This is a genomic window from Pseudomonas fjordensis (genome assembly GCF_976987115.1).
The window spans coordinates 46361-69270 of record NZ_OZ336860.1 but is presented as its reverse complement, the minus strand read 5'-3'; the positions used below and the strand labels follow the sequence as shown (position 1 = coordinate 69270).

Below are 22910 nucleotides of genomic sequence, written 5' to 3'. Positions count from 1 at the left end.
AGATGCCCGAACAAGGAGCTTGCTGGATGAAAAAACTACTGGTTGCTTTCGCCGCCGTGGCTGCGTTTTCCGCCCACGCCGAGACCATTACGGTCGCTGCTTCGCCGGTGCCTCACGCCGAAATCCTCGAATTCGTGAAGCCTGCCCTGGCCAAAGAAGGCGTGGACCTGAAGGTCAAAGTCTTCACCGACTATGTGCAGCCGAACGTACAGGTGGCTGAAAAGCGCCTGGATGCCAACTTCTTCCAGCACCAGCCGTACCTGGATGAATTCAACAAGGCCAAAGGCACTCACCTGGTGAGCGTCGGCGCCGTGCACCTGGAACCGCTGGGCGCTTACTCCGGCAAGTACAAAAAACTGGCCGACCTGCCTGACGGCGCCAATGTGGTGATCCCGAACGACGCCACCAACGGCGGCCGTGCGCTGTTGCTGCTGGCCAAGAACGGCCTGATCACCCTGAAGGACCCGACCAACATCCTGTCGACCATCAAGGACATCACCGGCAACGATAAAAAACTCAAGTTCCGCGAACTGGAAGCCGCCACCCTGCCGCGCGTGCTGACCCAGGTCGACCTGGCGCTGATCAACACCAACTACGCCCTGGAAGCCAAGCTGGACCCGTCCAAGGATGCCCTGGTGATCGAAGGCAGCGATTCGCCTTACGTGAACATCCTGGTAACCCGCGAAGACAACAAAGATGCAGACGCGGTGAAGAAGCTGGTTGCAGCCCTGCACACGCCTGAAGTGAAGAAGTTCATCGAAGAGAAGTACAAAGGCGCGATCAAGCCGGCGTTTTGACCCAACCCGATCTGTAGGAGCGAGCTTGCTCGCGAAAACGTCAACGATAACGCGCGCTGCTTGAATAAACGCGGCGCCTGTGAGCTCTTCGCGAGCAAGCTCGCTCCTACAAAATCGGCTTTATGTGGCTGCTATTTGCGCTGCAGCAACCCCGGCAACTGCGCCACCAGCTTCTGGTTGTTCAACGGCGCACGAATAAACCCACGCTGGGTACCATCCGGGCCGATCAGTGCCAGGTTGCCGCTGTGGTCGACGGTGTAGTTCGGCTTGCTGGTATCTGCCGGAATGAAGGGAATGCTCACCGCATTCGAAACCTTCTGCACATCCTCTACGTTCGCGCCCGTCAGGCCTTGGAACTGTGGGTCGAAGTAACCCAGGTACTGCTTTAGCTGCGCCGGGGTATCGCGGTGCGGATCGACGCTGACCAGGATCACCTGCAACTTATCCACAGCCTCTTTGGGCAGTTCGCTCTTGATCTGGCGAAGCTGGGCGAGGGTGGTCGGGCAGATATCCGGGCAGAAGGTGTAGCCAAAAAACAGCAGGCTCCATTTGCCCTTCAACTCATTGACCAGCACCGGCTGGCCTTCCTGGCCGGTCATCGTCACCGCCGGCAACTGACGGCTTTGTGGCAGCAGAATGATGCCCGCGTCGATCAGCGCAGTGGGATCGCCCTGGCCTTTGCCCGAGAGCACTTTGTTGACGGTCAGGCCCATGATCAACGCCACCAGGGCCACGAGGATGAAGACGGTTTTTTGAGTTCGAGTCATAGGTTCAACAATAAGTAGTGGTCTACGAGCAGGACGATAAACAGCAACAGCAAGTACCAGATAGAGTACTTAAACGTGTTGATCGCCGCGTGCGGCTGGCTGCCACGGTACAACACCCAGGCCCATTGCAGAAAGCGCGCACCCAATACCAGCGCACAGCCCAGATAGAGCAGCCCGCTCATGTGGATAACGTAGGGCATCAGGCTCACCGCCAGCAGGGCGAAGGTGTACAGCAGGATATGCACCTTGGTGTAGTGCTCGCCATGGGTGACCGGCAGCATCGGGATGTCGGCCTTGGCGTATTCCTCTTTGCGGTGAATAGCCAGGGCCCAGAAGTGTGGCGGGGTCCAGGCGAAGATGATCAGCACCAGCAGCAAGGGTTCGGCACTCACATGCCCGGTGACAGCCACCCAGCCCAGCAGCGGCGGCGCCGCACCGGCCAGACCGCCGATGACGATATTCTGCGGCGTGGCTCGCTTGAGAAAGCCGGTGTAGATCACCGCATAACCCAGCAGCGAAGCCAAGGTCAGCCAGGCCGCCAGCGGGTTGGTGAACGCCAGCAGCAGGGCCAACCCTGCAATCGCCAGGAACAACGCAAACGCTAACGCCGCCATCGGCGAGACACGCCCCTCAGCCATCGGTCGTTTGTGAGTGCGCGCCATCACGGCATCAATCCGTCGATCGACCACATGGTTCACCGCCGCCGCGCCGCCGGCACACAGGGCAATGCCAAGGTTGCCGAACACCAGCACGGTCCAGGGCACCCCGGCGCGGGTGGCGAGGAACATGCCCACCAGCGAGGTGATCAGCATCAGCACCACGACTTTGGGCTTGGTCAGCTCCAGATAGTCACGCCAGATCGCCCGGTCGCGACGTGCGCCGATCACGGTCGCCATGGCAGTTCTCCTTTAAGAGTCATCAAGCCCGCCCCCTGTTTGCGCAGGATAAAACGCCAGCCGAACAGACGCGGGTGACGCACCCGAACCAGGCTGGTGCGCGCGTGGTAATTGACCAGCACCAGCGTCATCAACAACGCCGCCCCGCCGGCGTTATGCGCGACCGCCACCGGCAGCGGCAGGCCGAACGCCACATTGCTCAGCCCCAGGCAGATCTGCGCGGCCAGGGCGATCAACAACAGGCCGGCCAGGCGCGTCATCCCCACTGCCCGCAGTTGCCAGGCCAAGCCGAGCAACACCAGCGTGACCAGCACGGCGCCGATGCGATGCGTCAGGTGGATAGCAGTGCGCGCCTCGCTGTCGAGCTGCCCGCCCAGGTAATTGGGGCCGATGTGCTGGGTCAGGTGAAAGCCATTGGCAAAGTCCGCCGTCGGCCACCACTGACCATGGCAGGTAGGCAAATCGACACAGGCCACCGCTGCGTAGTTGGAACTGACCCAGCCGCCCAGGGCGATCTGCCCGATCACCAGCACCAGGCCCGCCGTTGCCCAATATTGCAGGCGCTTGGGCACAACCAACGCCGGCAGTACACCAGACAGCCGCAGCGTCAGCAGAAACAGCAGGCTCAAGGTCGCAAAGCCGCCCAAAAGATGCCCCGTGACCACTTGCGGCCAGAGCTTCAAGGTCACGGTCCACATGCCAAACGCCGCCTGGGCGAATACCACCGCCAGCAGGAACAGCGGCAGCTTCACTGGCTGGCCCGGATCACGCCGATGACGCCACGAACGCGCCGCCAGCAGCGCGATCATCAGGCCCAGGCTGCCCGCGAAGTAGCGATGGGTCATCTCGGCCCAGCCTTTGTCGGCCTCCACCGGCGTATCAGGAAAGTGCAACTCGGCATGGGCCAGTTGGGCTTCGCTTTGCGGCACGCTGATAAAGCCATAGCAACCCGGCCAGTCCGGGCAGCCGAGGCCGGCGTGGGTCAGGCGGGTATAGGCGCCGAGCAGTACGACAAACAACGCCAGCAAGGTGGCAAACAGCGCGAGGCGAAATCCAGGCTTGGCCATGACGGTGCCCTTATCCGATGTTCGACAGTTTCAGCAGCAGGCGCAGGTCGTTGAGCAAGTCCTTGCCCTTGACCTTGGCGTCATAGCGCAGCACCAGATTGCCGTGAGGGTCGACGATCCACAGTTGCGCATCGCCGGGTGCGGCAGCGTTCCTGGCAAAGGTCGACACATCCAGCGGGTAGCGTTGCAGTTGTGGATATTCGGCTTTGAGCTTGGCCTCGTATTCGCGGCTCAAAGGTTGCGCGCCGGCCAGGGCATGGCTGGCACGGGAAGCATCACGGCCAAGGCTGATCTGCAGCTGACGCGCCAGGTACACCAGTTGCTGGCAATCGGCAGCGCAGGCGGTGGGGGCGGTGACCAGCAGTTGCCAGCGCTGTTCATCGGCCTGCACACCGATGTCGGCGCGGGTCTGGCCGTTGCCGATCAGTTCGCCGTGGTAGCTGCGGCTGTCCGGCACCCAGAACTGCAATTTGTACATAAAGGTGGCCAGCGCCATCGGGCCGATCACCATCATCAGGATCAAAATCAGCTGCCAGCGACCCTTGCGCCGATCAGGCGTGTCAGATGTGCTGGGTGGATTCATGGCCGCTCCCATGGGGCTTCTCCTTTTTGTTATGCCATCCGAGGTAGAGGTAAAGCGCCAGCAACGCCACGGCCATGGCGAACCATTGCACGGCGTAGGCCAGGTGTTTTTCCGGGCCCATGGCGACGATGGGCCAGTGGGTTTCGTAGGTACCGGGGCCCGCTTCGGCGCGCAGTTCATAGGCAAAACCGCTGCGCCCCAGTTCGTCCCACAGCGCGGCGGGGTGCAGTGCGGTAAGCAGGCGCGGCCACTGCGTGCTGGCCGGGTCGGCGTGCAGCTGGAAGGTCTCGCCGGGGGCCACGTACACCCAGGCGTCGAGGTTCAGCGTCTGTTCAGGGGTAGTAAAGGCGGGCGCGATACGCCGGTCCGGCCAGGGCAGCCAGCCGCGATTGAGCAACAGCCATTGGCCGCTGGCCTGGTCATGGAAGGGTTGCAGCAACTCGACACCGGCCTTGCCGTCACGCATGCGGTTATCCAGCAAGACGCTGTGCTCACTATCCAGTTGCCCGCGAAGATGAACGCGACGGAAAGCCGGATCAGCCATGTCATTGAGCTGCGCACTGCTGACCGGCTCGGCTGCGCGGCGCTCCGCATAACGGTCTACCAGCAGTTGCTTTTCGTGCCCACGGGCCAGTTGCCAGAACCCCAGGCCCACCATCAATGGCAGCAACACGAGCACCACTAGCGTCGGCGCGATACCCGGACGAAAGCGTTGCAGGGCACTGGCTATACTCGATCTCATCGCCCCTCCTTCAATAAGCCCGGAGCCAGACCATGCTCAAAGCCGCCATTGCCCTGATGCTGATCGCGACCGTCGTGAGCCTGTTCAGTGGCTTGTTCTTCCTGGTCAAGGACGAGGGCAACTCCAACCGTCTCGTCACTGCATTGACCGTGCGTGTCACGCTGGCCGTGATCACCGTAGGCTTGATCGCCTGGGGCTTTTTCAGCGGCCAACTGGTCTCTCATGCGCCGTGGTAAGCGGCGTCACAGCACATACACGAAGAAAAACAGCCCGATCCACACCACGTCCACAAAGTGCCAATACCAACTGGCCGCCTCGAAACCGAACTGGTGCTCGGCATTGAAATGCCCGCGCAGGATGCGCATCAGCATCACAAACAAAATAATGGTGCCGATGGTCACGTGGGCGCCGTGAAAGCCCGTGAGCATGAAGAACGTCGCGCCGTACACGCCTGAGCCCAGGGTGAGGCCCAACTCTTTGTAGGCGTGGATGTATTCCTCAGCCTGGAACCCAAGAAACGCCAGGCCCAGCAGCACGGTGATCGCCAGCCAGAGTTTCAGTGCACCACGATGGCCTTTGCGCAGGGCATGGTGGGCAATGGTGATGGTCACGCTGGAACTCACCAGCAGGATGGTGTTGACCAATGGCAGGCCCCAGGGGCTGATGGTGCCTTTGGGCGCTGGATAGAGCTTGGGGTCGGGGTTGTTCAGCAGGGGCCAGGCAAACTCAAAGTTCGGCCACAGCATGTGGGCAATACCTTTGGGCCCTTCGCCCGCCAACCAAGGCCCGGCCCAGACGCGCACGTAGAACAGCGCACCAAAAAAGGCGATGAAGAACATCACCTCCGAAAAGATGAACCAGGTCATGCCCCAGCGGAACGAGCGGTCCATCTGCGCACTGTACAGCCCGGCGCGACTTTCCTTGATCACCGCGCCAAACCAGCCAAACAGCATGTAGGCCAGCAACAGGCCGCCCACGAAAAAGATCCACGGCCCGTGGGATTCAGGGCGCGCGGCCTTCAAGTCGTTGAACCACACGGCCAGGCCATACACGGTGACCAGCAGGCCAATCGTGGCAATTATTGGCCATTTGCTTTGCGCTGGTACGTAGTACGTATCATGAGTCGACATGTATTCGCTCTCCTGATTGAGGGGGCAAACAGTAGCTAGCCCCCGGTCCTGACGGCCACGGGCGGCTGGCGCGCAGTGATATCGAACAGCGTGTACGCCAGGGTCAAATGCTTCACATCCTTGGGCATCGCGCGGTCGACGATGAAACGTACGGGCATCTCAATGCGCTCACCGGGCTGCAACACTTGCTGGGTGAAGCAAAAGCATTCGGTCTTGTGGAAGTACATCGCGGCTTCGGCCGGGGAAATACTGGGTATCGCCTGGGCGGTCATCGGCTTATCGGTGGGGTTGTAGGCCACGAACAGCATCTCGTTGACTGCTCCGGGGTTGACCACAATCTCGTCGGCCTTGGAATGAAATTCCCAGACCATGTCGATGGCGTTGGTGGACAGGAACTGCACCCGCACCTGGCGCGAGGGGTCGACCATTTGCTCACCTTCGTACTGCCCGGCGGTCTTGCCGTTGATGCCGAATGCCTTGCACATCACGTCATAGATCGGCACCAGGGCGAAGCCGAAGGCGAACATCGCCAACACCAAAATCAGCAGGCGGGTGACCAGGCGCTTGAGCGGTACGGAGTCAGCCATAGCGAACACCTTGCCTTGGACTTTCTGTGGGAGCTGGCTTGCCTGCGATGAGGGCCTGAGGGCTGGCAGATTCAGCGCCTGACATATCGCCATCGCGGGCAAGCCCGCTCCCACAGGGGGTGTATAGGGAGAGCTTCATTTGACCTCCGGCGGCGTTGTAAACGTGTGATACGGCGCCGGCGAGGGCACGCTCCATTCCAGGCCCTCGGCGCCATCCCACGGTTTGGCCGGCGCAGGCGGGCCGCCACGGATGCACTTGATGACAATGAACAGGAAGAAGATCTGCGTGGCGCCGAACATGAAGGCACCGATGGACGAGACCATGTTGAAGTCAGCGAACTGCAGGTTGTAGTCCGGCACCCGCCGCGGCATACCGGCCAGCCCTACGAAGTGCATGGGGAAGAACGCCATGTTCATGCCCACGAAAGACAACCAGAAGTGCAGCTTGCCCAAGGTTTCGTCGTACATGTGGCCGGTCCATTTCGGCAGCCAGTAGTAGGCCGAGGCGAAGATCCCGAAGATCGCGCCGGGCACCAGTACGTAATGGAAATGCGCCACCACGAAGTAGGTGTCGTGGTACTGGAAGTCCGCCGGGGCAATCGCCAGCATCAGCCCGGAAAAACCGCCAATGGTGAACAGGATCACAAAGGCCACCGCAAACAACATCGGCGTCTCGAACGTCAGTGAGCCTTGCCACATGGTGCTGACCCAATTGAACACCTTCACCCCGGTGGGCACGGCGATCAGCAGGGTGGCGTACATGAAGAACAGCTCACCCACCAGCGGAATACCCACCACGAACATGTGGTGCGCCCACACGATGAACGACAGGAACGCGATGCTCGCAGTGGCGTAGACCATCGAGGTGTAACCGAACAGCGGCTTGCGCGAGAAGGTCGGGATGATCGAGCTGACGGCGCCAAAGGCCGGCAGGATCATGATGTACACCTCGGGATGCCCGAAGAACCAGAACACATGCTGGAACAGCACCGGATCACCACCACCGGCCGCACTGAAGAAGCTGGTGCCAAAGTGGATGTCCATCAGCATCATGGTCACGCAACCCGCCAGTACCGGCATCACCGCGATCAGCAGGAACGCGGTGATCAGCCAGGTCCACACGAACAGCGGCATTTTCATCAGGGTCATGCCCGGCGCGCGCAGGTTGAGGATGGTGGCGACCACGTTGATTGCACCCATGATCGAACTGATGCCCATCAGGTGAATGGCAAAGATAAAGAACGTCACGCTTTCCGGCGCATAGGTGGTGGAGAGCGGGGCATAGAAGGTCCAACCGAAATTCGGCCCACCGCCGGGTGTGAACAAGGTAGACACCAGCAGCAGAAACGCGGCCGGCAGCAGCCAGAAACTGAAGTTGTTCATGCGCGGCAGGGCCATGTCCGGCGCGCCGATCATCAGTGGGATCATCCAGTTGGCCAGGCCGACAAACGCCGGCATCACCGCGCCGAACACCATGATCAGGCCGTGCATGGTGGTCATCTGGTTGAAGAACGCCGGTTGCACGATCTGCAGGCCTGGCTGAAACAACTCGGCGCGGATCACCATGGCGAACGAGCCGCCGAGCAGGAACATGGTGAAGGCAAACCACAGGTACATGGTGCCGATGTCTTTGTGGTTGGTGGTCAGCACCCAGCGCATCAAGCCTTTGGCGGGGCCGTGGGCATGGTCGGCATGACCATGGTCGATCACAGTGCTCATGGCCGTTCTCCTGCAAGCGAGTGAGCGGGGCGATTCAGGGCATTGGCAATGAAAGTCGTCATTTGCTTTCCGCCTGTTTCAGAGCCAGCACGTCTTTGGGCGTGACCATGTCGCCTTTGTTATTGCCCCAGGCGTTACGCTCATAGGTCACCACGGCGGCGATATCCACTTCAGAGAGCTGCTTGCCGAAGGCTGCCATCGCGGTGCCGGGCTTGCCGTGATACACGATGCTCAGATGGTCTTTGGCCGGCCCGGTGGCGATTTTCGAGCCCTTGAGCGCTGGGAACATCGGTGGCAGGCCTTGGCCCTCAGCCTGGTGACAGGCCACGCAGGTGGTGTGATAGACCTTGTCGCCACGGGCCACCAGCTCGTCCAGCGTCCACTCCTTGGAGGTCAGTTCCTTGAGCTTGGCCGCCTCCTCCTTGCGCTCGCCCAGCCAGGTGTCGTAGTCAGCCTTGGACTTGACCTCAACCACGATGGGCATGAAGCCATGGTCCTTGCCACACAGTTCGGCGCACTGGCCACGGTAGATGCCGGGCTTCTCGACGCGGGTCCAGGCCTCGTTGACGAAGCCGGGGATGGCGTCGCGCTTGACCGCAAAGGCCGGCACCCACCAGGAGTGGATCACATCGGCGGCGGTCACCAGAAAGCGCACCTTGGCGCCCACCGGCAATACCAGCGGCTGGTCGACTTCCAACAGGTAGTGTTCGCCCTTGGTGGCCTGGTTATGGATCTGCTCGGCGGGCGTGGCCAGGTTGCTGAAGAACTCCACATCCTGACCCAGGTATTTGTAGTGCCACTTCCACTGATAGCCGGTGACCTGGATATCGATATCCGATTCACTGCTGTCGTAGATGTTGATCAGGGTCTTGGTGGCCGGAATGGCCATGGCCACCAGAATCAGCAAGGGCACCACCGTCCAGAGGATTTCCACGGTGGTGCTTTCGTGGAACTTGGCCGCTACCTGGCCCGTGGATCGGCGGTGCAGGATCATCGACCAGAACATCGCGCCAAACACGACGATGCCGATCACCACACAGATCCAGAAAATGGTCATGTGCAGGTCAAACACAGCGTGGCTGACTTCAGTAGCCCCTGGCGCCATATTCGTAGTCCAGGCGGCGTGCGCCTGGCCGAATACCGACCACAACAGGAGGCCCATCCAAACGTGTGGATGTCGCGTCATTGCGGGTTCCCCTTTATGTTTCTTGTTATCCCGCCGGTTTGCACCTGCGGCGAAGGGAGCGGCTTCCATACTGCTTACAACCGCCAAGCCTTGCCTGCGTCATGCAGTTGGGCGTCATCAGCTAATTGCGTACAAAATCGAGTATAGACAGCCGTAGCAACCCCGCAATGTGTGGGGGCAAATGAATAGAAACAGACAGACGGAGCCCGTAAAATGGGCGGCGGAATCGTTTATCCGACGAACGATGGCATTTCGATATAACCCCTGCCTATAACCATGAAATAATTATGACAAATGCGTCTTAGGCGCTCGTATAAACGAACTACCTTGTCTTTTCCCTTTTCCTACGCCTGCTTCACTGGAGCCCTCATGAACACCGCCGCATTGCGCGAGCAGATTTCCCGTGCCCATCAACACGAAGCCACCACCGGCCAGCTTGCCATTCAGCTGGAACAACAATTGCCGCACCTGCACTCGGCCATTTCTCTGGCTGAGGGCGATCGCAACATCGTCATGACGCGCTTTGTGACTGCCTACATCGACCTGGTTCCTGATTTGCTCGACGCCGCCAATGACGTGGCCCGTGAGGCCGGGATTGAAAGCCAGATCAAGCCGGTACTGAAAATCGCTGAACATTTCTTCCTGCAGCCGCCCGCGATCCTGGCCGGCCACGACGGCCTTGATGGCCTGCTGGATGAGGCCTACCTGGCGCATCGCCTGGTCGAAGAAGTGAACGATCTGTACATCAAGCATTTCGGCCAGCCGCTGATTCCAGCGGATACCACCGTGGCCAACGTGATCGCCCATCGACTGATCGGTGAAGACTTCGCCAACCAATTGGATGAGGCCGTGCACCTGGCGGTGGATGAGATGCTTAACGAGGAAAGCTTTGCGCTGGAGTCGGTCGAGGCCTATCGCGAACAGCTCAAGAGCCCGCAGACCGAAGCGTCCTGGAAGCGCTGGCCATGCCTGTCGCGCCAGCTCGGGGTTGAGCTGACACTGGATCAGCCAGCATAAATCACAGCTCCAACAGGGGAGCTGGACACGCTTTTTGTAGGAGCGAGCTTGCTCGCGAAAAACTCACAGACGCCGCGTTTACTCAGCAAGCACGCGTTATCGTTAGGGTTTTTCGCGAGCAAGCTCGCTCCTACAAAGAACCGGGTGTTGTGCTGTTCAGGCAGGCGCTGAGCCGATCCCCACTGTCGTTCTCACCCGACCTTCCAACCGACGCTTCAACCCACGCGCCTCGATCACCAACGTCGAGCCCTTGGCCGCATTGGCCCGGCCCCATTCTTCCAGCAACTCCAGGCAAGAGTGGTCGATGTAACTCAAGTTGCTCAGCGGCACATGCAAGGTGGTTCCCGCAGGCACAGCCGACAACACCTGAGTCAACGCCGGCACCTTCAGAAAGGTCGCCGCCCCCGTCAAACGCAGCTCCATCTCACCTTCCTGGGGCAGGTCGATCAGGCTGACTTTCAGGCGCGAAGCCTTGAAGGCCAACTTGAGCAATGTGAGCCCGAAGCCCACCAGCACGCCGGTCAGCAAATCGGTGAAGATGATTGCCAGCGCGGTGGCCGCATAGGTGAACATCGGCATCCGCCCATAGCGGCCCAGCGCCTTGAACGCCTTGACGTCCACCAGCTTGATGCCGGTGTACACCAGCACACCCGCCAGGCTCGCGACCGGAATGCTTTGCAGCACGCTCGACAGCAACAGTACGAAGCCCAGCAGCCACAGGCCATGGAACATCGCCGACAGACGCGTGGTAGCACCGGCCTGGACGTTAGCCGAGCTGCGTACGATCACACCGGTCATTGGCAATGCACCCACCAGGCCGCAAAGCATGTTGCCCACCCCTTGGGCCGACAATTCCTTGTCGAAATCGGAACGTTGACCACTGTGCATGCGGTCTACCGCTGCGGCAGACAGCAGGGTTTCGGCACTGGCAATAAACGCCACGGCGAACGCCGCGATCAGCAGCTGTGGATCCGCCAGGTTCAGCAGGTCGCTGGGGCGCAGCCAGTCGATAGCGTCCGCCAGGTTTTCCGGGACTTCCACGCGCTTGACCTGCAGCGCCAGCACCAGGCTGGCGACGGTCGCCAGGCCCACGCCAAGCAGCGCACCGGGCACAAACCGTAGTGGTTGCGGGCGGAATTTGTCCCACAGGTACATCACCAACATCGTCGACAAGCCGAGTACGCCAGCCTGCCAGCCGAGCCCGCCGCCGAAGGTCGGAATCGCTTCAGCCAGCGCTGCCGGGAAGCCTGCCAGGTTATCCAGCCCTGACGGCTTGGGCGCGCCGTCGAGCATCACATGGATCTGCGACAACACAATCAACACGCCAATCCCGGCCAACATGCCGTAGACCACCGCCGGGGCGGTAACGCGAAACCAGCAGCCCAGGCGCAAACGCCCAGCTACCAGTTGCAGGAAGCCGGCCAGCAACAGGATCGGCCCCAGCATCAGCATGCCGTGCTGGCGCACCAGTTCGAACACCAACACCGCCAGACCTGCCGCCGGGCCGCTGACCTGCAGCGGCGAACCGGCCAGCCAGCCCACCACCAGGCCACCGATGATGCCAGTGATCAGGCCCTTGGCCGGCGGCATGCCGGACGCAATCGCGATGCCCATGCACAGTGGCAAGGCGACCAGAAAAACAACCACCGAGGCGAGCAGCTCCCGTGGCAATACAGCTTTCAATTGAGCAGCACGCATGATGACTCTCCCGAGGCATTCGCCGGGCGCGGTAAAGCCTGGCTGCATCCATGGCAGCCACCGCATTACCCGGCAGGGAAGTGTTTTAGAAGCGCGCTTTAGGCGTCGCTGAAGGGATCGGCTCGGTGCCGTTCAGCGGTCGGAACGCCGCTTTGTCCGCATCGTAGGCCCGTATTTCGCTGGTCTCGATGTTGTAGATCCAACCATGGATAAACAAATGACCATTGGCCATGCGCGAAGCCACGGAAGGGTGGGTGCGCAAGTGTTGCAGCTGGGCGATGACGTTTTCTTCGGTCAGCACCGCCATGCTCTCGCCTTCGTTGGCGCAGTCGCAGTTGTCATGGACCATGGTCTTGGCGACCTCGGCGTGACGCAGCCAGGCCTTGACCGTCGGCATCTTTTCCAGGCTGTCGGGGTTGAGCACGGCACGCATGGCGCCGCAGTCCGAATGCCCGCACACGATGATGTGCTGTACGCCAAGGGCGAGCACCGCGTATTCGATAGCCGTGGAAACGCCGCCGTTCATCTGGCCGTAGGGCGGCACCACGTTACCGACGTTACGGGTCACGAACAGGTCGCCTGGGGAGCTTTGGGTGATCAGCTCGGGCACGATGCGCGAGTCGGCGCAGGTGATGAACATTGCCCGTGGGCTCTGGGCAGTGGCGAGTTTCTTGAAGAGTTCTTCCTGCTGGGGGAAGACGTCGTGATGGAAATGCAAAAAGCCGTCAACGATATGCTGCAGCGCTGCATCGGCGGATTCCGCCACCTGAGGGGCTGAAGCCGACGCAGCCAACGGCTGTTTATCCTTGTCACTCATGATTCATCCTCTTGATCAATGCAGGGGAGGGTTCAGGTCAGTTCGACGCCATGGCGGTGAAATAGTTGTAAAACACACACCGGCCAAGCCGCCGACTCATCAGTCACTCGCTGAACAAGGTAACCGCCGAAACTTAACTCAAACTGAATGAACCGCTCTAGAACGCGGGTTTCAGTGATGTCAAAACGCGACTATTCCTACAGCAAAGGTGCACGTTTCCCCATCAGTCTACAACAAAGCCATCTGCCTGCCCGGTGGGCAAAACGCTGTGCAATCGAGATTGAACCCTTCCCGCCGGTTCAGCCCAAGGCGTTTGATTGCCTTGGTGAAACGCTGCGCCAGCAAATCGGCAAACGGCCCCTCACCGCGCATGCGCACGCCAAACCGGCTGTCATACACCTGCCCCCCGCGTACCTGGCGCACCAGACTCATCACATGGGCCGCACGCTGCGGGTAATGGGCCGCCAGCCACTCCTCGAACAACGGCGCCACCTCCAACGGCAGGCGCAGCATCATATACGCCGCGCTTTGTGCGCCGGCCGCGTGAGCTTCGGTAAGCAGGCTCTCCAGTTCACTGTCGTTGATCATCGGGATCATCGGCGAGCACAGCACGCCCACCGGAATGCCCGCGTCGCGCATCACCCGAATCGCCCGCAGCCGCGCCTTGGGCGCTGCCGTGCGCGGTTCCAGGATGCGCTTGAGCTCATCGTCCAGGCTGGTGAGGCTGATCATCACTGCCACCAGGCGCTGGCGGGCCAACTCGGTCAACAGGTCGAGGTCGCGCAGGATCAGCGAGCCCTTGGTGATGATGGTCACCGGGTGGCGGTAGCGCAGCAGTACTTCAAGGGTTTGCCGGGTAATCCGGTATTCACGCTCGATCGGCTGGTACGGATCGGTATTGGAGCCCAGGTTGATCGGCGCGCACACGTAGCCCGGCTTGGACAGCTGCTGTTCCAGCACATCGGCCGCGTTGCTCTTGGCAATCAATTTGGTTTCAAAGTCCAGCCCGGGCGACATGTCCCAATAGGCATGGCTGGGCCGCGCATAGCAGTAGATGCAACCATGCTCGCAACCGCGATACGGGTTGATGGACCGATCAAACGGCAAGTCCGGGGAGTTGTTGCGGGTGATGATGGTCTTGGCCGTTTCGATACGCACTTCGGTGCCTTGGGTCGGCGGCACTTCCTGGTACCAGCCGTCGTCCTCGGCCACGCTGACGGTGGGTGCAAAGCGATTGTGCAGGTTGGTGGCCGTACCCCGGCCACGGGGCGGCAGCGCAGTAGACATGAAAACGCCTCGATACTGTTTTTATATACAGTATCGAGGCGCGAGGTTTCTGACCAGTGCCGTTGGGCGGCCAGCGAACTTATCAGTGCTTTTGCGTCACCTGCCCCAGATCATCGCCCGAGGTGGTGTGCAGATCGTTTTTGCGCAGATCCGCCACATCGCTCGCCTTGACCGGCGTGCCCTGGTTGCCCCAGCTGCCACGGATAAAACTCACCACATCCGCCACTTCCTGGTCCGACAGACGCCAGGCGAACGCTGGCATGGTGAAGGTGGACGGCGCCGCATGGGTGGCCGGCAAGGTGCCGCCGTTCAACACAATGTTGATCAACGACGTGGCATCTGCCGTCTGCAACACCGGGTTGCCCGCCAGCGCCGGGAACACGCGCGTATAGCCATGGCCGTCGGTACGGTGGCAGGCCGCGCAGTTGTCGATATACACCGACGCACCCGGCTTGCTGTCATCGCCCTTCCACAGCGCTTGCGCTACCTGCTTGTCGTACTGGTGCGGCTGGTCCTTGGGATCCACCGCCGGCAGGCTCTTGAGGTAACGGGCGATAGCGGTCAGATCCTCTTGGGACATGTACTGCATGCTGTGCACCACCACATCACTCATGCCGCCGAACACCGCACTGCGGTCGCTGCGACCGGTCTTGAGGAACTGCACCAGTTGCTCCTCGCTCCAGCTGCCGAGGCCGTCCTTGTGGTCGCCGCGCAGGCTTTTGGCAATCCAGCCTTCCAACGGCGCACTGCCAGACAGGAAGTCGCTGCCGTCCGTAGCACTCAGGGCTTTTTCCTGCATGGTCAGGGCGCGCGGCGTATGGCAAGCGCCGCAATGTCCGAGACCTTCCACCAGGTAGGCACCGCGATCGATCACCGGGTCGGCGGCGGCTTGCGGCTGATGCGCCTCGACCGCCGGGGCAAACATCCAGCGCCAGGCCGCCAGCGGCCAACGCATGCTCAGGGGCCAGGGAATATCGCTGTCCTTGTTTTCTTGGGCGACCGGTTCGACCCCCTTCATGAAGTACGCATACAACGCTTGCATATCGCTGTCGCTGACGCGCGCGTAAGACGGGTAGGGCATCGCCGGGTAAAGCGTACTACCGTTCTTGGCGACGCCATGGCGCACGGCCTTGTCGAAATCCTCGAAGCTGTAGTCGCCCAGGCCGGTCTTGTCCGGGGTGATGTTGGTGGAATAGATCACGCCAATCGGGGTTTCCATCGGCAGGCCACCAGCGAAGGGCTTGCCACCCTTGGCGGTATGGCAGGCGACGCAGTCACCGGCACGCGCCAGGTACTCGCCCTGCTTGATCAAATCAGTTTCGGCGGCGCTGATCGAGCAGCTGCTGAACAGCGCCAGGGAGGCGATAACGAGTGCTTTCATGGTCATCGCTCCTTATGCCTGAACCAGTGGGCCGGGGTTTTTGAGGTACTGCTCGCGAATCGCTCGAGCCGACCAATAGGTCAACGCTGCCACCAGGCCGGTAGGGTTGTAGCCCAAGCCTTGTGGGAAAGCGGAAGCACCAGGGACAAACACGTTGTGCACATCCCAGCTCTGCAAGTAGCGGTTCAACGCGCTCGTTTTCGGGTCGGTACCCATGATCGCGCCACCGTTGAGGTGGGTGGTCTGGTAGGAGGCGGTATTGAAATGCTCACCGACCTTTTTACCCAGCACGGCGATGGCCTTGGGGTTCATGGCCTGGGCCACTTTGCCCATTTTTTCCATCATGAAGCGGTTCATCTTGATGTCGTTTTCTTGCCAGTCGAAGGTCATGCGCAGCAGCGGCAGGCCGTAGGCATCGCGGTAAACCGGGTCCAGATCCAGGTAGTTGCTGCGGTAGGACTGATGGGCTCCGTGGGAGTCCATGGAGACCTGATGGGTGTAGTAATCGGCGGTGGCGCGCTTCCAGGCGCTGCCCCAGGCCGGGGTGCCCGGTGGGTTGGACGTACCGGCAATCGGCCGGCTGCCCGCCTGGTTGACCCACATCGGCGAGCCACCCACGAAGCCGTGAGGGCCGTGGTCAAAGTTGTCGGCGTTGAAGTCGTCGATGGCCACGCCATTGCCGCCCGCGCCGATAAAGTTGTTGGTGTGGGTGTCCTTGTCGAAGAACGCCTTGATGGTGCCCATGTTCTGGTAGGCGAAGTTCCTGCCTACCACACCCTCGTTGGTAATCGGGTCGTAGGGTTTGCCGATGCCGGACAGCAGCATCAGACGCACGTTATGGAACTGGAAGGCGCCAAGAATCACCAGGTCCGCCGGCTGTTCACATTCGCGGCCCTGAGCGTCGATGTAGGTCACGCCGGTGGCTTTCTTCTTGGTGCTGTCGAGGTTGACCTTGAGCACGTGGGAATTGGGCCGCAGCTCGAAGTTCGGCACCTGGCGCAAGGCCGGTAGGATGTTCACGTTCGGCGAGGCCTTGGAGTACATGTAGCACACGTAGCCACTGCAAAAGCCGCAGAAGTTGCACGGGCCCATCTGCGCACCGTAGGGGTTGGTGTACGGTCCCGACGTGTTGGCCGACGGCAGGTTGTAAGGTTTGTAACCTACATCGGTCGCCGCTTTCTGAAATAGCTGGGCGGAGACGGTATTTTTCTGCGCTTCCAGCGGGAACGGGTTGGAACGATCTGGCGCGTAGGGGTTGCCGCCACGACCTTCGCCGACCAGTTGGCCCTTGACCGTCCAGGCTTGGCCGGAGGTGCCAAAGACTTTTTCCGCATAGTCGAAAAACGGCTCCAGCTCTTCATAGCTGACGCCGAAGTCCTGAATGGTCATGTCCTTGGGAATGAAGTTCTTGCCGTAGCGCTCTTCGTAATGGCTGCGCATGCGCAGCTCAATCGGGTCGACGCGAAAATGCACGCCCGACCAGTGCAGCCCCGCACCACCAACGCCATTACCCGGCAAGAAAGCGCCCAACTGACGATTGGGCAGGGCGACGTCATTTACGCTGTGGCGAATGGTCACCGTTTCTTTGGAGATGTCCTGGAACAGCTTCTTACGCACGCTGTAGGTCAATTCGTCGATGACCTGTGGATAGTTGCCGTCTGGGTAAGTGTCCTGCATCGGGCCGCGCTCCAGCGCTACCACGTTGAGGCCTGCTTCTGTCAGCTCTTTGGCCATGATCGCGCCCGTCCAGCCGAAGCCCACAATCACTGCATCCACTTTCTTCATGATGGTCGCCACGTTTATGCCCTCTCGCCGCGAATGGAAACAGCCGGGAAGGGGTATTGCTCGTTGCGTTCCACCCAATCCATGAAGTCGGCGCGGGCGCCGGGGAAGCCGATCATGGTCCAGCCGACCATGCCTTTATTGCCACCGTGGATAGGGTCGCAAAAGAAGCCTTCCTTGGTGTTTTGCAGCAAAAGGTTGAAGAACATCTTGGGCGGCACGGCATCGAAATGCGCCGCCACTTCGCTGCCGCCAGCTTCCAGACGCCTAAGCATATCGTCTCGGGTAGCGCTGTCTTGCGCAGCAAAAGCTTTACCGTTGAACGCCTTCGACCACGCATCCGTGGCAGCAATACCCAGGCGATAGATCTCCTTGGGCACCAATTTGCTCTGCCAGCCCATCTCCGGTGCCGCATCGGCGTTGAACGGGCCTTGCATGAACCACAGGGCGCCACTGGCGTAAGGGGTGTTCATCTGGCGGTCGATGTATTCCGGCGCGCCAGCCTCCAAGGCGCCTGGGCCCTGGGCGTCAGCGGGAATCAAGCGCTCGACGGCGGCGTTGATAAACGCCCATTCCTCGGCCGTGAAATAGCTTGGCTCGTAGGCTTTATCGCTGACCGCAGGCTTGGCCGGCTCGGCCTGGGCAGGCTCTGGCGTGGCCATCAACATCGAACCACCAAGGCCGGTGCTGGCAACCGTGACCACCGGGATCAAGGTCAAGGATTTGCGTAAAAAGTCACGCCGGGGGTTGTCTTGATCTTGATCAGACATAGGTACACCTCATCATGTGGTCACGGGTTTATCCGCCGCTTCTGGGAGCAGCGTGAAGGCTTTGCGGCTAATTGGATCCAAGCAGATACAGCACAATGGCAAACATTAGTTACAAATGATAGCAGGCTAAGAATTGAGAGGCGTCAATTCGGCGACAAAAACACCGGATCAGATCGCAAGTATCACGATTCTTTGACGCGGACCTCACGCCGTATTGACCCGCCTTGAGTGAGTCTGTGGCCCATCAACCACTTCCTCGCTCGGTCACAACGTTCATGTTCAACACACGCATACTGCTCGCTCTCGGCCTGGCGTTCATGAGCCTGCTCAACACCGCACACGCCGATGAGGCTGCGTCGATCCGCTCGCCGGAATGGGCCCAGCCGGTGGGTAACCAATACAACCTGCACCAAATGACACCCACGCTCTATCGCAGCGCATTGCCGGACGAGCGTGCGCTGCCCCTGTTGCAAACGCTCAAGATCGCTACGGTCATCAACTTCCTGCCGGAATCTGATGCGCAGTGGCTCCAATCATCTGATATCAAACAAGTGCAGTTGAGCTATCGCACCAACCACGTCGACGATTCCGACGTGCTGGCGGCGATCAGGGCGATTCAGGCAGCAGAGGCCGATGGCCCGGTGTTGATGCACTGCAAGCACGGCGCCGACCGCACCGGCCTGATGGCAGCGATGTATCGGGTGGTGGTTCAGGGGTGGAGCAAGGAGGATGCGCTGAACGAGATGACCTTGGGCGGCTTTGGCAGCAGCAATGGTTTCAAGGACGGCGTTCGCTACATGATGAGAGCCGATGTCGACAAGTTGCGCACAGCTTTGGCGAATGGGGATTGCAGCACCAGCGCGTTTGCGTTGTGCTCAATGAAAGACTGGATCACCACAACGGGCCAGGCACAGAAAAAACTGTAGGAGCGAGCTTGCTCACGAAAAACTCAACAGCGGCGCGCTTATCCAGGATAACGCGCGTTTTCGTTAACGTTTTTCTCGAGCAAGCTCGCTCCTACAGGGGGGGTGCGGGGTTAGTCTTTTTTCAGCTTCGGGTTCGGGAAGAACTGCACTGCCTGCACTTTAGGGTCCGCCGGGGCTTTCAACGCGGAGGTATTGACCCTTGTGCCCAATTCCTTGGGCACCGACAGGCCTTGATCATTCAGCGTATCGGTATACCCACAGGCCACGCACTCGCGGTGCGGCACGTTGTCTTCGGTCCACATCTTCAACTTGTCCGGCTCGCTGCACGCCGGGCAGACAGCCCCGGCGATAAATTGCTTTTTGGTGATCACAGGCCCTTCACTCATGCTGCTGCGTCCTCACTCAGGCCGCTGTGGCGCAAGAGTGCGTCAATCGACGGCGCGCGTCCGCGGAAGTCGACGAACAGCACCATCGGCGCCTGGGAACCACCACGCGCCAGGATGGCTTCACGGAACGCACGCCCGGTCTGGGCATTGAGCACGCCGTCTTCCTCGAACTTGGAGAACGCGTCCGCGGACAGCACTTCGGCCCACTTGTAGCTGTAGTAACCCGCCGCATAACCGCCGGCGAAGATGTGCGCGAAACTGTTGGGGAAGCGGTTGTAGGCCGGTGGGCGCATCACCGAGACTTCATCGCGCACCCCTTCCAGCACCTGGGCCACGCTGCGACCATCGCCATGGGTGGCGTGCAGTTCAAAGTCGAACAGCGAGAACTCCAGCTGACGCACCATCATCAGGCCGGACTGGAAATTTTTCGCCGCGAGCATTTTCTCCAGCAGGTCCTGGGGCAGGGGCTCGCCGCTTTCGTAGTGGCCGGAGATCAGCGCCAGGCCTTCAGGCTCCCAGCACCAGTTCTCCATGAATTGGCTCGGCAGTTCCACCGCGTCCCACGCCACACCGTTGATACCGGATACGCCGGCGTGTTCCACGCGGGTGAGCAGGTGATGCAGGCCGTGGCCGAACTCGTGGAACAGGGTGGTGACTTCATCGTGGGTCAGCAGGGCAGGCTTGCCGCTGTCGGCCGGGGTGAAGTTGCACACCAGGTTGGCGACGGGGCTTTGCAGCACGCCATCAACGGTACGGCGGCGGTCACGGGCGCCATCCATCCAGGCACCGCCACGCTTGTTGGCGCGGGCGTACAGGTCGAAGAAGAAACGCCCGACGTGCTCGCCGTTTTCCTTGATTTCGAACAAACGAACATCCGGGTGCCAGGTGTCGAAGCCTTTGAGCTCAGCGATCTCGATGCCGTACAGGCGCTGCACAATGGCAAACAGGCCGCCCAGCACTTTGTCGATGGGGAAGTAGGCGCGCAAGGCTTCCTGGGACACGCTGTAGCGCTGCTCACGCAGTTTTTCGCCGTAGAAACCGCTGTCCCAGCTTTGCAGATCAGGGCAGCCTTGCTCGGCGGCGTAGGCCTTGAGCTGTTGCAGGTCCTGGGCGGCAAACGGCTTGCTGCGCTTGGCCAGGTCACGCAGGAAGCTCAGCACCTGGTCGCTGGACTCGGCCATCTTGGTGGCCAGGCTCAGCTCGGAGAACGACGCATAACCCAACAATTGGGCCAGTTCCTGACGCAGGTCGAGGATCTGTTCCATCACCGGGCCGTTATCGTTCTGACCGGCATTCGGGCCTTGGTCCGACGCACGGGTGCAGTAGGCGGCGTACACCTCTTCACGCAGGGCACGGTCCTGGGCGTAGGTCATGACGGCGTAGTAGCTGGGGAATTCCAAGGTGATCAGCCAGCCGTCGAGGCCCTTGGCCTGGGCGGCGGCGGCCATTTGTGCCTTGGCCGAGTCGGTCAGGCCGGCAAGGGTGGCTTCATCGGTGACGTGCTTGGTCCAGGCCTGGGTGGCGTCCAGCAACTGGTTGGAGAACTTGCTGCCCAACTCAGACAGCTTGCTCTGCACCTCGGCGTAGCGCTTTTGCTGCTCCGGCGGCAAGTCGATGCCCGACAGGCGGAAATCACGCAGGGAGTGTTCCAGAATGGTTTTTTGCGCCACATCGAAACCGGCGGCTTCCGGGCTGTTGGCCAGGGCTTCGAAGGCCTGGAACAGCTCACGGTTCTGGCCCATTTCGGTGGAGTAGGCGCTCAAGGCCGGCAGGCATGCCTCGTAGGCTTCGCGCAGTTCGGCGCTGTTGCACACGGCATTGAGGTGGCTGACCGGGCTCCAGGCGGCGCCGAGGCGATCATTGAGTTCGTCCATGGCCAGGACCAGGCCGGCCCACGTCGGATTTTTACCCTGGCTTTGCAGGATCTCTGCGATTGCCACGCGGTTGTCGGCGAGGATCTGTTCGATGGCCGGCTGCACGTGTTCGGCACGGATCGCCGAGAACGGCGGCAGGTCGTAGGACTGCAAAAGAGGGTTGTTCGCGCTCACGGTGGGCACCTTGGCTGAAGAAACATGTAGAACAAAGATGGGGCCATCTTAATTACAATCAACACCCACCGCAGCTATCAGCAGAGAGAGAGAGGCTATCGTGACCCTTCGCACCTATCAGAACCACACGCCAACCCTCGGCACCGGGGCGTTTGTCGATATTTCGGCGGTGGTGATCGGCGATGTCGAAATCGGCACTGACAGCTCGGTTTGGCCGCTGACAGTGATTCGCGGCGACATGCACCGCATCCGCATCGGTGCGCGCACCAGCGTGCAAGACGGCTGCGTGCTGCACATTACCCATGCCGGGCCGTTCAATCCTGAGGGTTTCCCGTTGCTGATCGGCGACGATGTGACCATCGCCCATAAGGTCATGCTGCATGGCTGCACCGTGGGTAGCCGCGTCCTGATCGGCATGGGCAGTATCGTGATGGATGGCGCCGTGGTCGAAGACGACGTGATCATCGGCGCCGGCAGCCTGGTGCCGCCAGGCAAGAAACTCGAGAGTGGTTTTTTGTATGTGGGCAGCCCGGTTAAACAGGTTCGCGCATTGACTGACAAAGAGCGCGCCTTTTTCACCTACAGCGCGGCGAACTACGTGAAGCTCAAAGACCTGCACCTGGCCGAAGGATTCGATCAATGACCCTGCATCACCCCACCGTTCTGTTCGACCTGGACGGCACCCTCACCGACCCGCGCGAGGGCATTACCCGTTCGATCCAGTACGCGCTGGCCAAACTGGGCATTGATGAGCCCGACCTGACCAAGCTCGAACACTTCATCGGCCCGCCCTTGTTGCAGGCGTTCATGCAGTTTTACGCCTTCGACGAGGCCAAGGCATGGGAGGCGGTGAATTTCTACCGTGAGCGCTTCAAGGTTACCGGCCTGTACGAAAACCGCGTGTTCGACGGCGTCATGCCGCTATTGGAAGAGTTGAACAGCCAAGGGCGCCAGCTGTACGTCGCCACCTCCAAACCGTGGGAATTCGCCCGCGAGATTGCACGGCATTTCGACTTTGCCAAGCACTTCAAGGTGATCTACGGCAGCGAACTGGACGGTACGCGCACCAACAAGGTCGAATTGATCGCGCATTTGATGCGTGAGGAAAGACTGGACCCGGCCACCACCTTGATGATCGGTGATCGCAAGCATGACCTGATCGGGGCCCGCAGCAATGGGCTGGATTCGGCCGCTGTGGGGTATGGGTTTGGGAGTTTTGAAGAGCTGAATGCCGAGGCACCGACCTGGCATTTCGAGACGTTGGACCAGATGCATCAGGCGTTTTTGCAGCGGTCTTAAGAGCGCTTTCGCAGGCAAGCCAGCT

At 60.6% G+C, this 22910-nt stretch carries 23 protein-coding genes; 6 read left to right on the top strand and 17 right to left on the bottom strand.

Annotated features, from left to right (window positions below):
- The first annotated feature begins 26 nt into the window (after positions 1 to 26).
- Positions 27 to 797, top strand: a complete 771-nt coding sequence (locus ACWHXD_RS00335; RefSeq protein ID WP_138762505.1) for a MetQ/NlpA family ABC transporter substrate-binding protein — start codon at positions 27 to 29, stop codon at positions 795 to 797.
- 131 nt (positions 798 to 928) lie between these two features.
- Here ACWHXD_RS00335 and ACWHXD_RS00330 read toward each other — a convergent pair whose 3' ends face one another.
- The 5 genes from ACWHXD_RS00330 to ACWHXD_RS00310 are packed head-to-tail and all read right to left on the bottom strand — an operon-like array spanning position 929 to position 4852.
- Positions 929 to 1564: an SCO family protein gene (locus tag ACWHXD_RS00330; protein WP_138762506.1), complete on the bottom strand. Its 636-nt coding sequence runs from the start codon at positions 1562 to 1564 to the stop codon at positions 929 to 931.
- Entirely contained in the window at positions 1561 to 2460 is a 900-nt protein-coding gene (gene cyoE / locus ACWHXD_RS00325) for a heme o synthase (RefSeq protein ID WP_138762507.1), read from the bottom strand. Before cyoE ends, ACWHXD_RS00330 begins: the two co-directional genes overlap by 4 nt.
- Positions 2448 to 3527, bottom strand: a complete 1080-nt coding sequence (locus ACWHXD_RS00320) for a COX15/CtaA family protein (protein ID WP_138762508.1) — start codon at positions 3525 to 3527, stop codon at positions 2448 to 2450. The genes cyoE and ACWHXD_RS00320 overlap by 13 nt, the downstream gene beginning before the upstream one ends.
- A gap of 10 nt (positions 3528 to 3537) precedes the next feature.
- Complete coding sequence (locus ACWHXD_RS00315) at positions 3538 to 4122, bottom strand: PA_0111/PP_0108 family redox-active disulfide protein (protein WP_044270269.1); 585 nt, start codon at positions 4120 to 4122, stop codon at positions 3538 to 3540.
- Positions 4088 to 4852: an SURF1 family protein gene (locus ACWHXD_RS00310; protein WP_138762509.1), complete on the bottom strand. Its 765-nt coding sequence runs from the start codon at positions 4850 to 4852 to the stop codon at positions 4088 to 4090. Before ACWHXD_RS00310 ends, ACWHXD_RS00315 begins: the two co-directional genes overlap by 35 nt.
- 32 nt (positions 4853 to 4884) lie before the next feature.
- On the opposite strand from ACWHXD_RS00310, the gene ACWHXD_RS00305 reads away from it, so the two are divergent.
- Complete coding sequence (locus ACWHXD_RS00305; RefSeq protein WP_003187345.1) at positions 4885 to 5088, top strand: twin transmembrane helix small protein; 204 nt, start codon at positions 4885 to 4887, stop codon at positions 5086 to 5088.
- A gap of 6 nt (positions 5089 to 5094) precedes the next feature.
- Here ACWHXD_RS00305 and ACWHXD_RS00300 read toward each other — a convergent pair whose 3' ends face one another.
- The 4 genes from ACWHXD_RS00300 to coxB form a co-directional block, all read right to left on the bottom strand.
- The gene (locus ACWHXD_RS00300; protein ID WP_003187344.1) at positions 5095 to 5982 is read right to left on the bottom strand and encodes a cytochrome c oxidase subunit 3; all 888 of its coding nucleotides are present in this window, start codon (positions 5980 to 5982) and stop codon (positions 5095 to 5097) included.
- A 35-nt stretch (positions 5983 to 6017) separates the two neighbouring features.
- On the bottom strand, positions 6018 to 6569 hold the full coding sequence (locus tag ACWHXD_RS00295; protein ID WP_003187340.1) for a cytochrome c oxidase assembly protein: 552 nt from the start codon (positions 6567 to 6569) through the stop codon (positions 6018 to 6020).
- Positions 6570 to 6704: 135 nt separating this feature from the next.
- Entirely contained in the window at positions 6705 to 8288 is a 1584-nt protein-coding gene (gene ctaD, locus ACWHXD_RS00290) for a cytochrome c oxidase subunit I (protein ID WP_003187339.1), read from the bottom strand.
- Between the two features lie 58 nt (positions 8289 to 8346).
- Entirely contained in the window at positions 8347 to 9474 is a 1128-nt protein-coding gene (gene coxB, locus ACWHXD_RS00285; RefSeq protein WP_032894328.1) for a cytochrome c oxidase subunit II, read from the bottom strand.
- Between the two features lie 369 nt (positions 9475 to 9843).
- Here coxB and ACWHXD_RS00280 point away from each other — a divergent pair, with 369 nt between their 5' ends.
- Positions 9844 to 10491 (top strand): hypothetical protein, encoded by a 648-nt coding sequence (locus ACWHXD_RS00280; protein WP_138762510.1) that lies wholly within the window; start codon positions 9844 to 9846, stop codon positions 10489 to 10491.
- Positions 10492 to 10647: 156 nt separating this feature from the next.
- Here ACWHXD_RS00280 and ACWHXD_RS00275 read toward each other — a convergent pair whose 3' ends face one another.
- From ACWHXD_RS00275 to ACWHXD_RS00250, 6 genes are all read right to left on the bottom strand, one after another.
- Positions 10648 to 12189 carry a SulP family inorganic anion transporter gene (locus tag ACWHXD_RS00275; RefSeq protein ID WP_032894330.1) on the bottom strand — a complete coding sequence of 514 codons (1542 nt, stop codon included), beginning with the start codon at positions 12187 to 12189 and terminating at the stop codon, positions 10648 to 10650.
- Positions 12190 to 12274: 85 nt separating this feature from the next.
- A complete protein-coding gene (locus tag ACWHXD_RS00270) occupies positions 12275 to 13006 on the bottom strand; it encodes a carbonic anhydrase (RefSeq protein ID WP_003187331.1) in 732 nt (243 codons plus the stop codon).
- 228 nt (positions 13007 to 13234) lie between these two features.
- Positions 13235 to 14293, bottom strand: a complete 1059-nt coding sequence (locus ACWHXD_RS00265) for a PA0069 family radical SAM protein (protein WP_032894331.1) — start codon at positions 14291 to 14293, stop codon at positions 13235 to 13237.
- Positions 14294 to 14375: 82 nt separating this feature from the next.
- The gene (locus ACWHXD_RS00260; protein WP_138762511.1) at positions 14376 to 15674 is read right to left on the bottom strand and encodes a cytochrome c; all 1299 of its coding nucleotides are present in this window, start codon (positions 15672 to 15674) and stop codon (positions 14376 to 14378) included.
- Positions 15675 to 15686: 12 nt separating this feature from the next.
- On the bottom strand, positions 15687 to 17471 hold the full coding sequence (locus ACWHXD_RS00255; RefSeq protein ID WP_032894333.1) for a GMC family oxidoreductase: 1785 nt from the start codon (positions 17469 to 17471) through the stop codon (positions 15687 to 15689).
- A 2-nt stretch (positions 17472 to 17473) separates the two neighbouring features.
- Entirely contained in the window at positions 17474 to 18226 is a 753-nt protein-coding gene (locus ACWHXD_RS00250; RefSeq protein ID WP_003187325.1) for a gluconate 2-dehydrogenase subunit 3 family protein, read from the bottom strand.
- A 275-nt stretch (positions 18227 to 18501) separates the two neighbouring features.
- On the opposite strand from ACWHXD_RS00250, the gene ACWHXD_RS00245 reads away from it, so the two are divergent.
- Complete coding sequence (locus ACWHXD_RS00245; protein ID WP_138762512.1) at positions 18502 to 19152, top strand: dual specificity protein phosphatase family protein; 651 nt, start codon at positions 18502 to 18504, stop codon at positions 19150 to 19152.
- A 110-nt stretch (positions 19153 to 19262) separates the two neighbouring features.
- Here ACWHXD_RS00245 and ACWHXD_RS00240 read toward each other — a convergent pair whose 3' ends face one another.
- Entirely contained in the window at positions 19263 to 19538 is a 276-nt protein-coding gene (locus tag ACWHXD_RS00240) for a YheV family putative zinc ribbon protein (protein WP_010207776.1), read from the bottom strand.
- Positions 19535 to 21586, bottom strand: a complete 2052-nt coding sequence (prlC, locus tag ACWHXD_RS00235) for an oligopeptidase A (RefSeq protein WP_032894337.1) — start codon at positions 21584 to 21586, stop codon at positions 19535 to 19537. The genes ACWHXD_RS00240 and prlC overlap by 4 nt, the downstream gene beginning before the upstream one ends.
- A gap of 100 nt (positions 21587 to 21686) precedes the next feature.
- Between prlC and ACWHXD_RS00230 the strand changes: the two genes are divergently transcribed.
- Together ACWHXD_RS00230 and ACWHXD_RS00225 are read left to right on the top strand one after the other, a co-directional pair.
- Positions 21687 to 22229, top strand: coding sequence for a gamma carbonic anhydrase family protein (locus ACWHXD_RS00230; protein WP_138762513.1), 543 nt, complete (start codon positions 21687 to 21689; stop codon positions 22227 to 22229).
- Complete coding sequence (locus ACWHXD_RS00225) at positions 22226 to 22885, top strand: HAD family hydrolase (RefSeq protein WP_098949931.1); 660 nt, start codon at positions 22226 to 22228, stop codon at positions 22883 to 22885. Before ACWHXD_RS00230 ends, ACWHXD_RS00225 begins: the two co-directional genes overlap by 4 nt.
- Positions 22886 to 22910: the final 25 nt, after the last annotated feature.

Excerpts from the sequence above, each read along its gene's own strand:
- ACWHXD_RS00335 (WP_138762505.1), top strand. The coding sequence starts at position 27 with ATGAAAAAACTACTGGTTGCTTTCGCCGCCGTGGCTGCGTTTTCCGCC.
- ACWHXD_RS00330 (WP_138762506.1), bottom strand. The coding sequence starts at position 1,564 with ATGACTCGAACTCAAAAAACCGTCTTCATCCTCGTGGCCCTGGTGGCG.
- cyoE (WP_138762507.1), bottom strand. The coding sequence starts at position 2,460 with ATGGCGACCGTGATCGGCGCACGTCGCGACCGGGCGATCTGGCGTGAC.
- ACWHXD_RS00320 (WP_138762508.1), bottom strand. The coding sequence starts at position 3,527 with ATGGCCAAGCCTGGATTTCGCCTCGCGCTGTTTGCCACCTTGCTGGCG.
- ACWHXD_RS00315 (WP_044270269.1), bottom strand. The coding sequence starts at position 4,122 with ATGGGAGCGGCCATGAATCCACCCAGCACATCTGACACGCCTGATCGG.
- ACWHXD_RS00310 (WP_138762509.1), bottom strand. The coding sequence starts at position 4,852 with ATGAGATCGAGTATAGCCAGTGCCCTGCAACGCTTTCGTCCGGGTATC.
- ACWHXD_RS00305 (WP_003187345.1), top strand. The coding sequence starts at position 4,885 with ATGCTCAAAGCCGCCATTGCCCTGATGCTGATCGCGACCGTCGTGAGC.
- ACWHXD_RS00300 (WP_003187344.1), bottom strand. The coding sequence starts at position 5,982 with ATGTCGACTCATGATACGTACTACGTACCAGCGCAAAGCAAATGGCCA.
- ACWHXD_RS00295 (WP_003187340.1), bottom strand. The coding sequence starts at position 6,569 with ATGGCTGACTCCGTACCGCTCAAGCGCCTGGTCACCCGCCTGCTGATT.
- ctaD (WP_003187339.1), bottom strand. The coding sequence starts at position 8,288 with ATGAGCACTGTGATCGACCATGGTCATGCCGACCATGCCCACGGCCCC.
- coxB (WP_032894328.1), bottom strand. The coding sequence starts at position 9,474 with ATGACGCGACATCCACACGTTTGGATGGGCCTCCTGTTGTGGTCGGTA.
- ACWHXD_RS00280 (WP_138762510.1), top strand. The coding sequence starts at position 9,844 with ATGAACACCGCCGCATTGCGCGAGCAGATTTCCCGTGCCCATCAACAC.
- ACWHXD_RS00275 (WP_032894330.1), bottom strand. The coding sequence starts at position 12,189 with ATGCGTGCTGCTCAATTGAAAGCTGTATTGCCACGGGAGCTGCTCGCC.
- ACWHXD_RS00270 (WP_003187331.1), bottom strand. The coding sequence starts at position 13,006 with ATGAGTGACAAGGATAAACAGCCGTTGGCTGCGTCGGCTTCAGCCCCT.
- ACWHXD_RS00265 (WP_032894331.1), bottom strand. The coding sequence starts at position 14,293 with ATGTCTACTGCGCTGCCGCCCCGTGGCCGGGGTACGGCCACCAACCTG.
- ACWHXD_RS00260 (WP_138762511.1), bottom strand. The coding sequence starts at position 15,674 with ATGAAAGCACTCGTTATCGCCTCCCTGGCGCTGTTCAGCAGCTGCTCG.
- ACWHXD_RS00250 (WP_003187325.1), bottom strand. The coding sequence starts at position 18,226 with ATGTCTGATCAAGATCAAGACAACCCCCGGCGTGACTTTTTACGCAAA.
- ACWHXD_RS00245 (WP_138762512.1), top strand. The coding sequence starts at position 18,502 with ATGTTCAACACACGCATACTGCTCGCTCTCGGCCTGGCGTTCATGAGC.
- ACWHXD_RS00240 (WP_010207776.1), bottom strand. The coding sequence starts at position 19,538 with ATGAGTGAAGGGCCTGTGATCACCAAAAAGCAATTTATCGCCGGGGCT.
- ACWHXD_RS00225 (WP_098949931.1), top strand. The coding sequence starts at position 22,226 with ATGACCCTGCATCACCCCACCGTTCTGTTCGACCTGGACGGCACCCTC.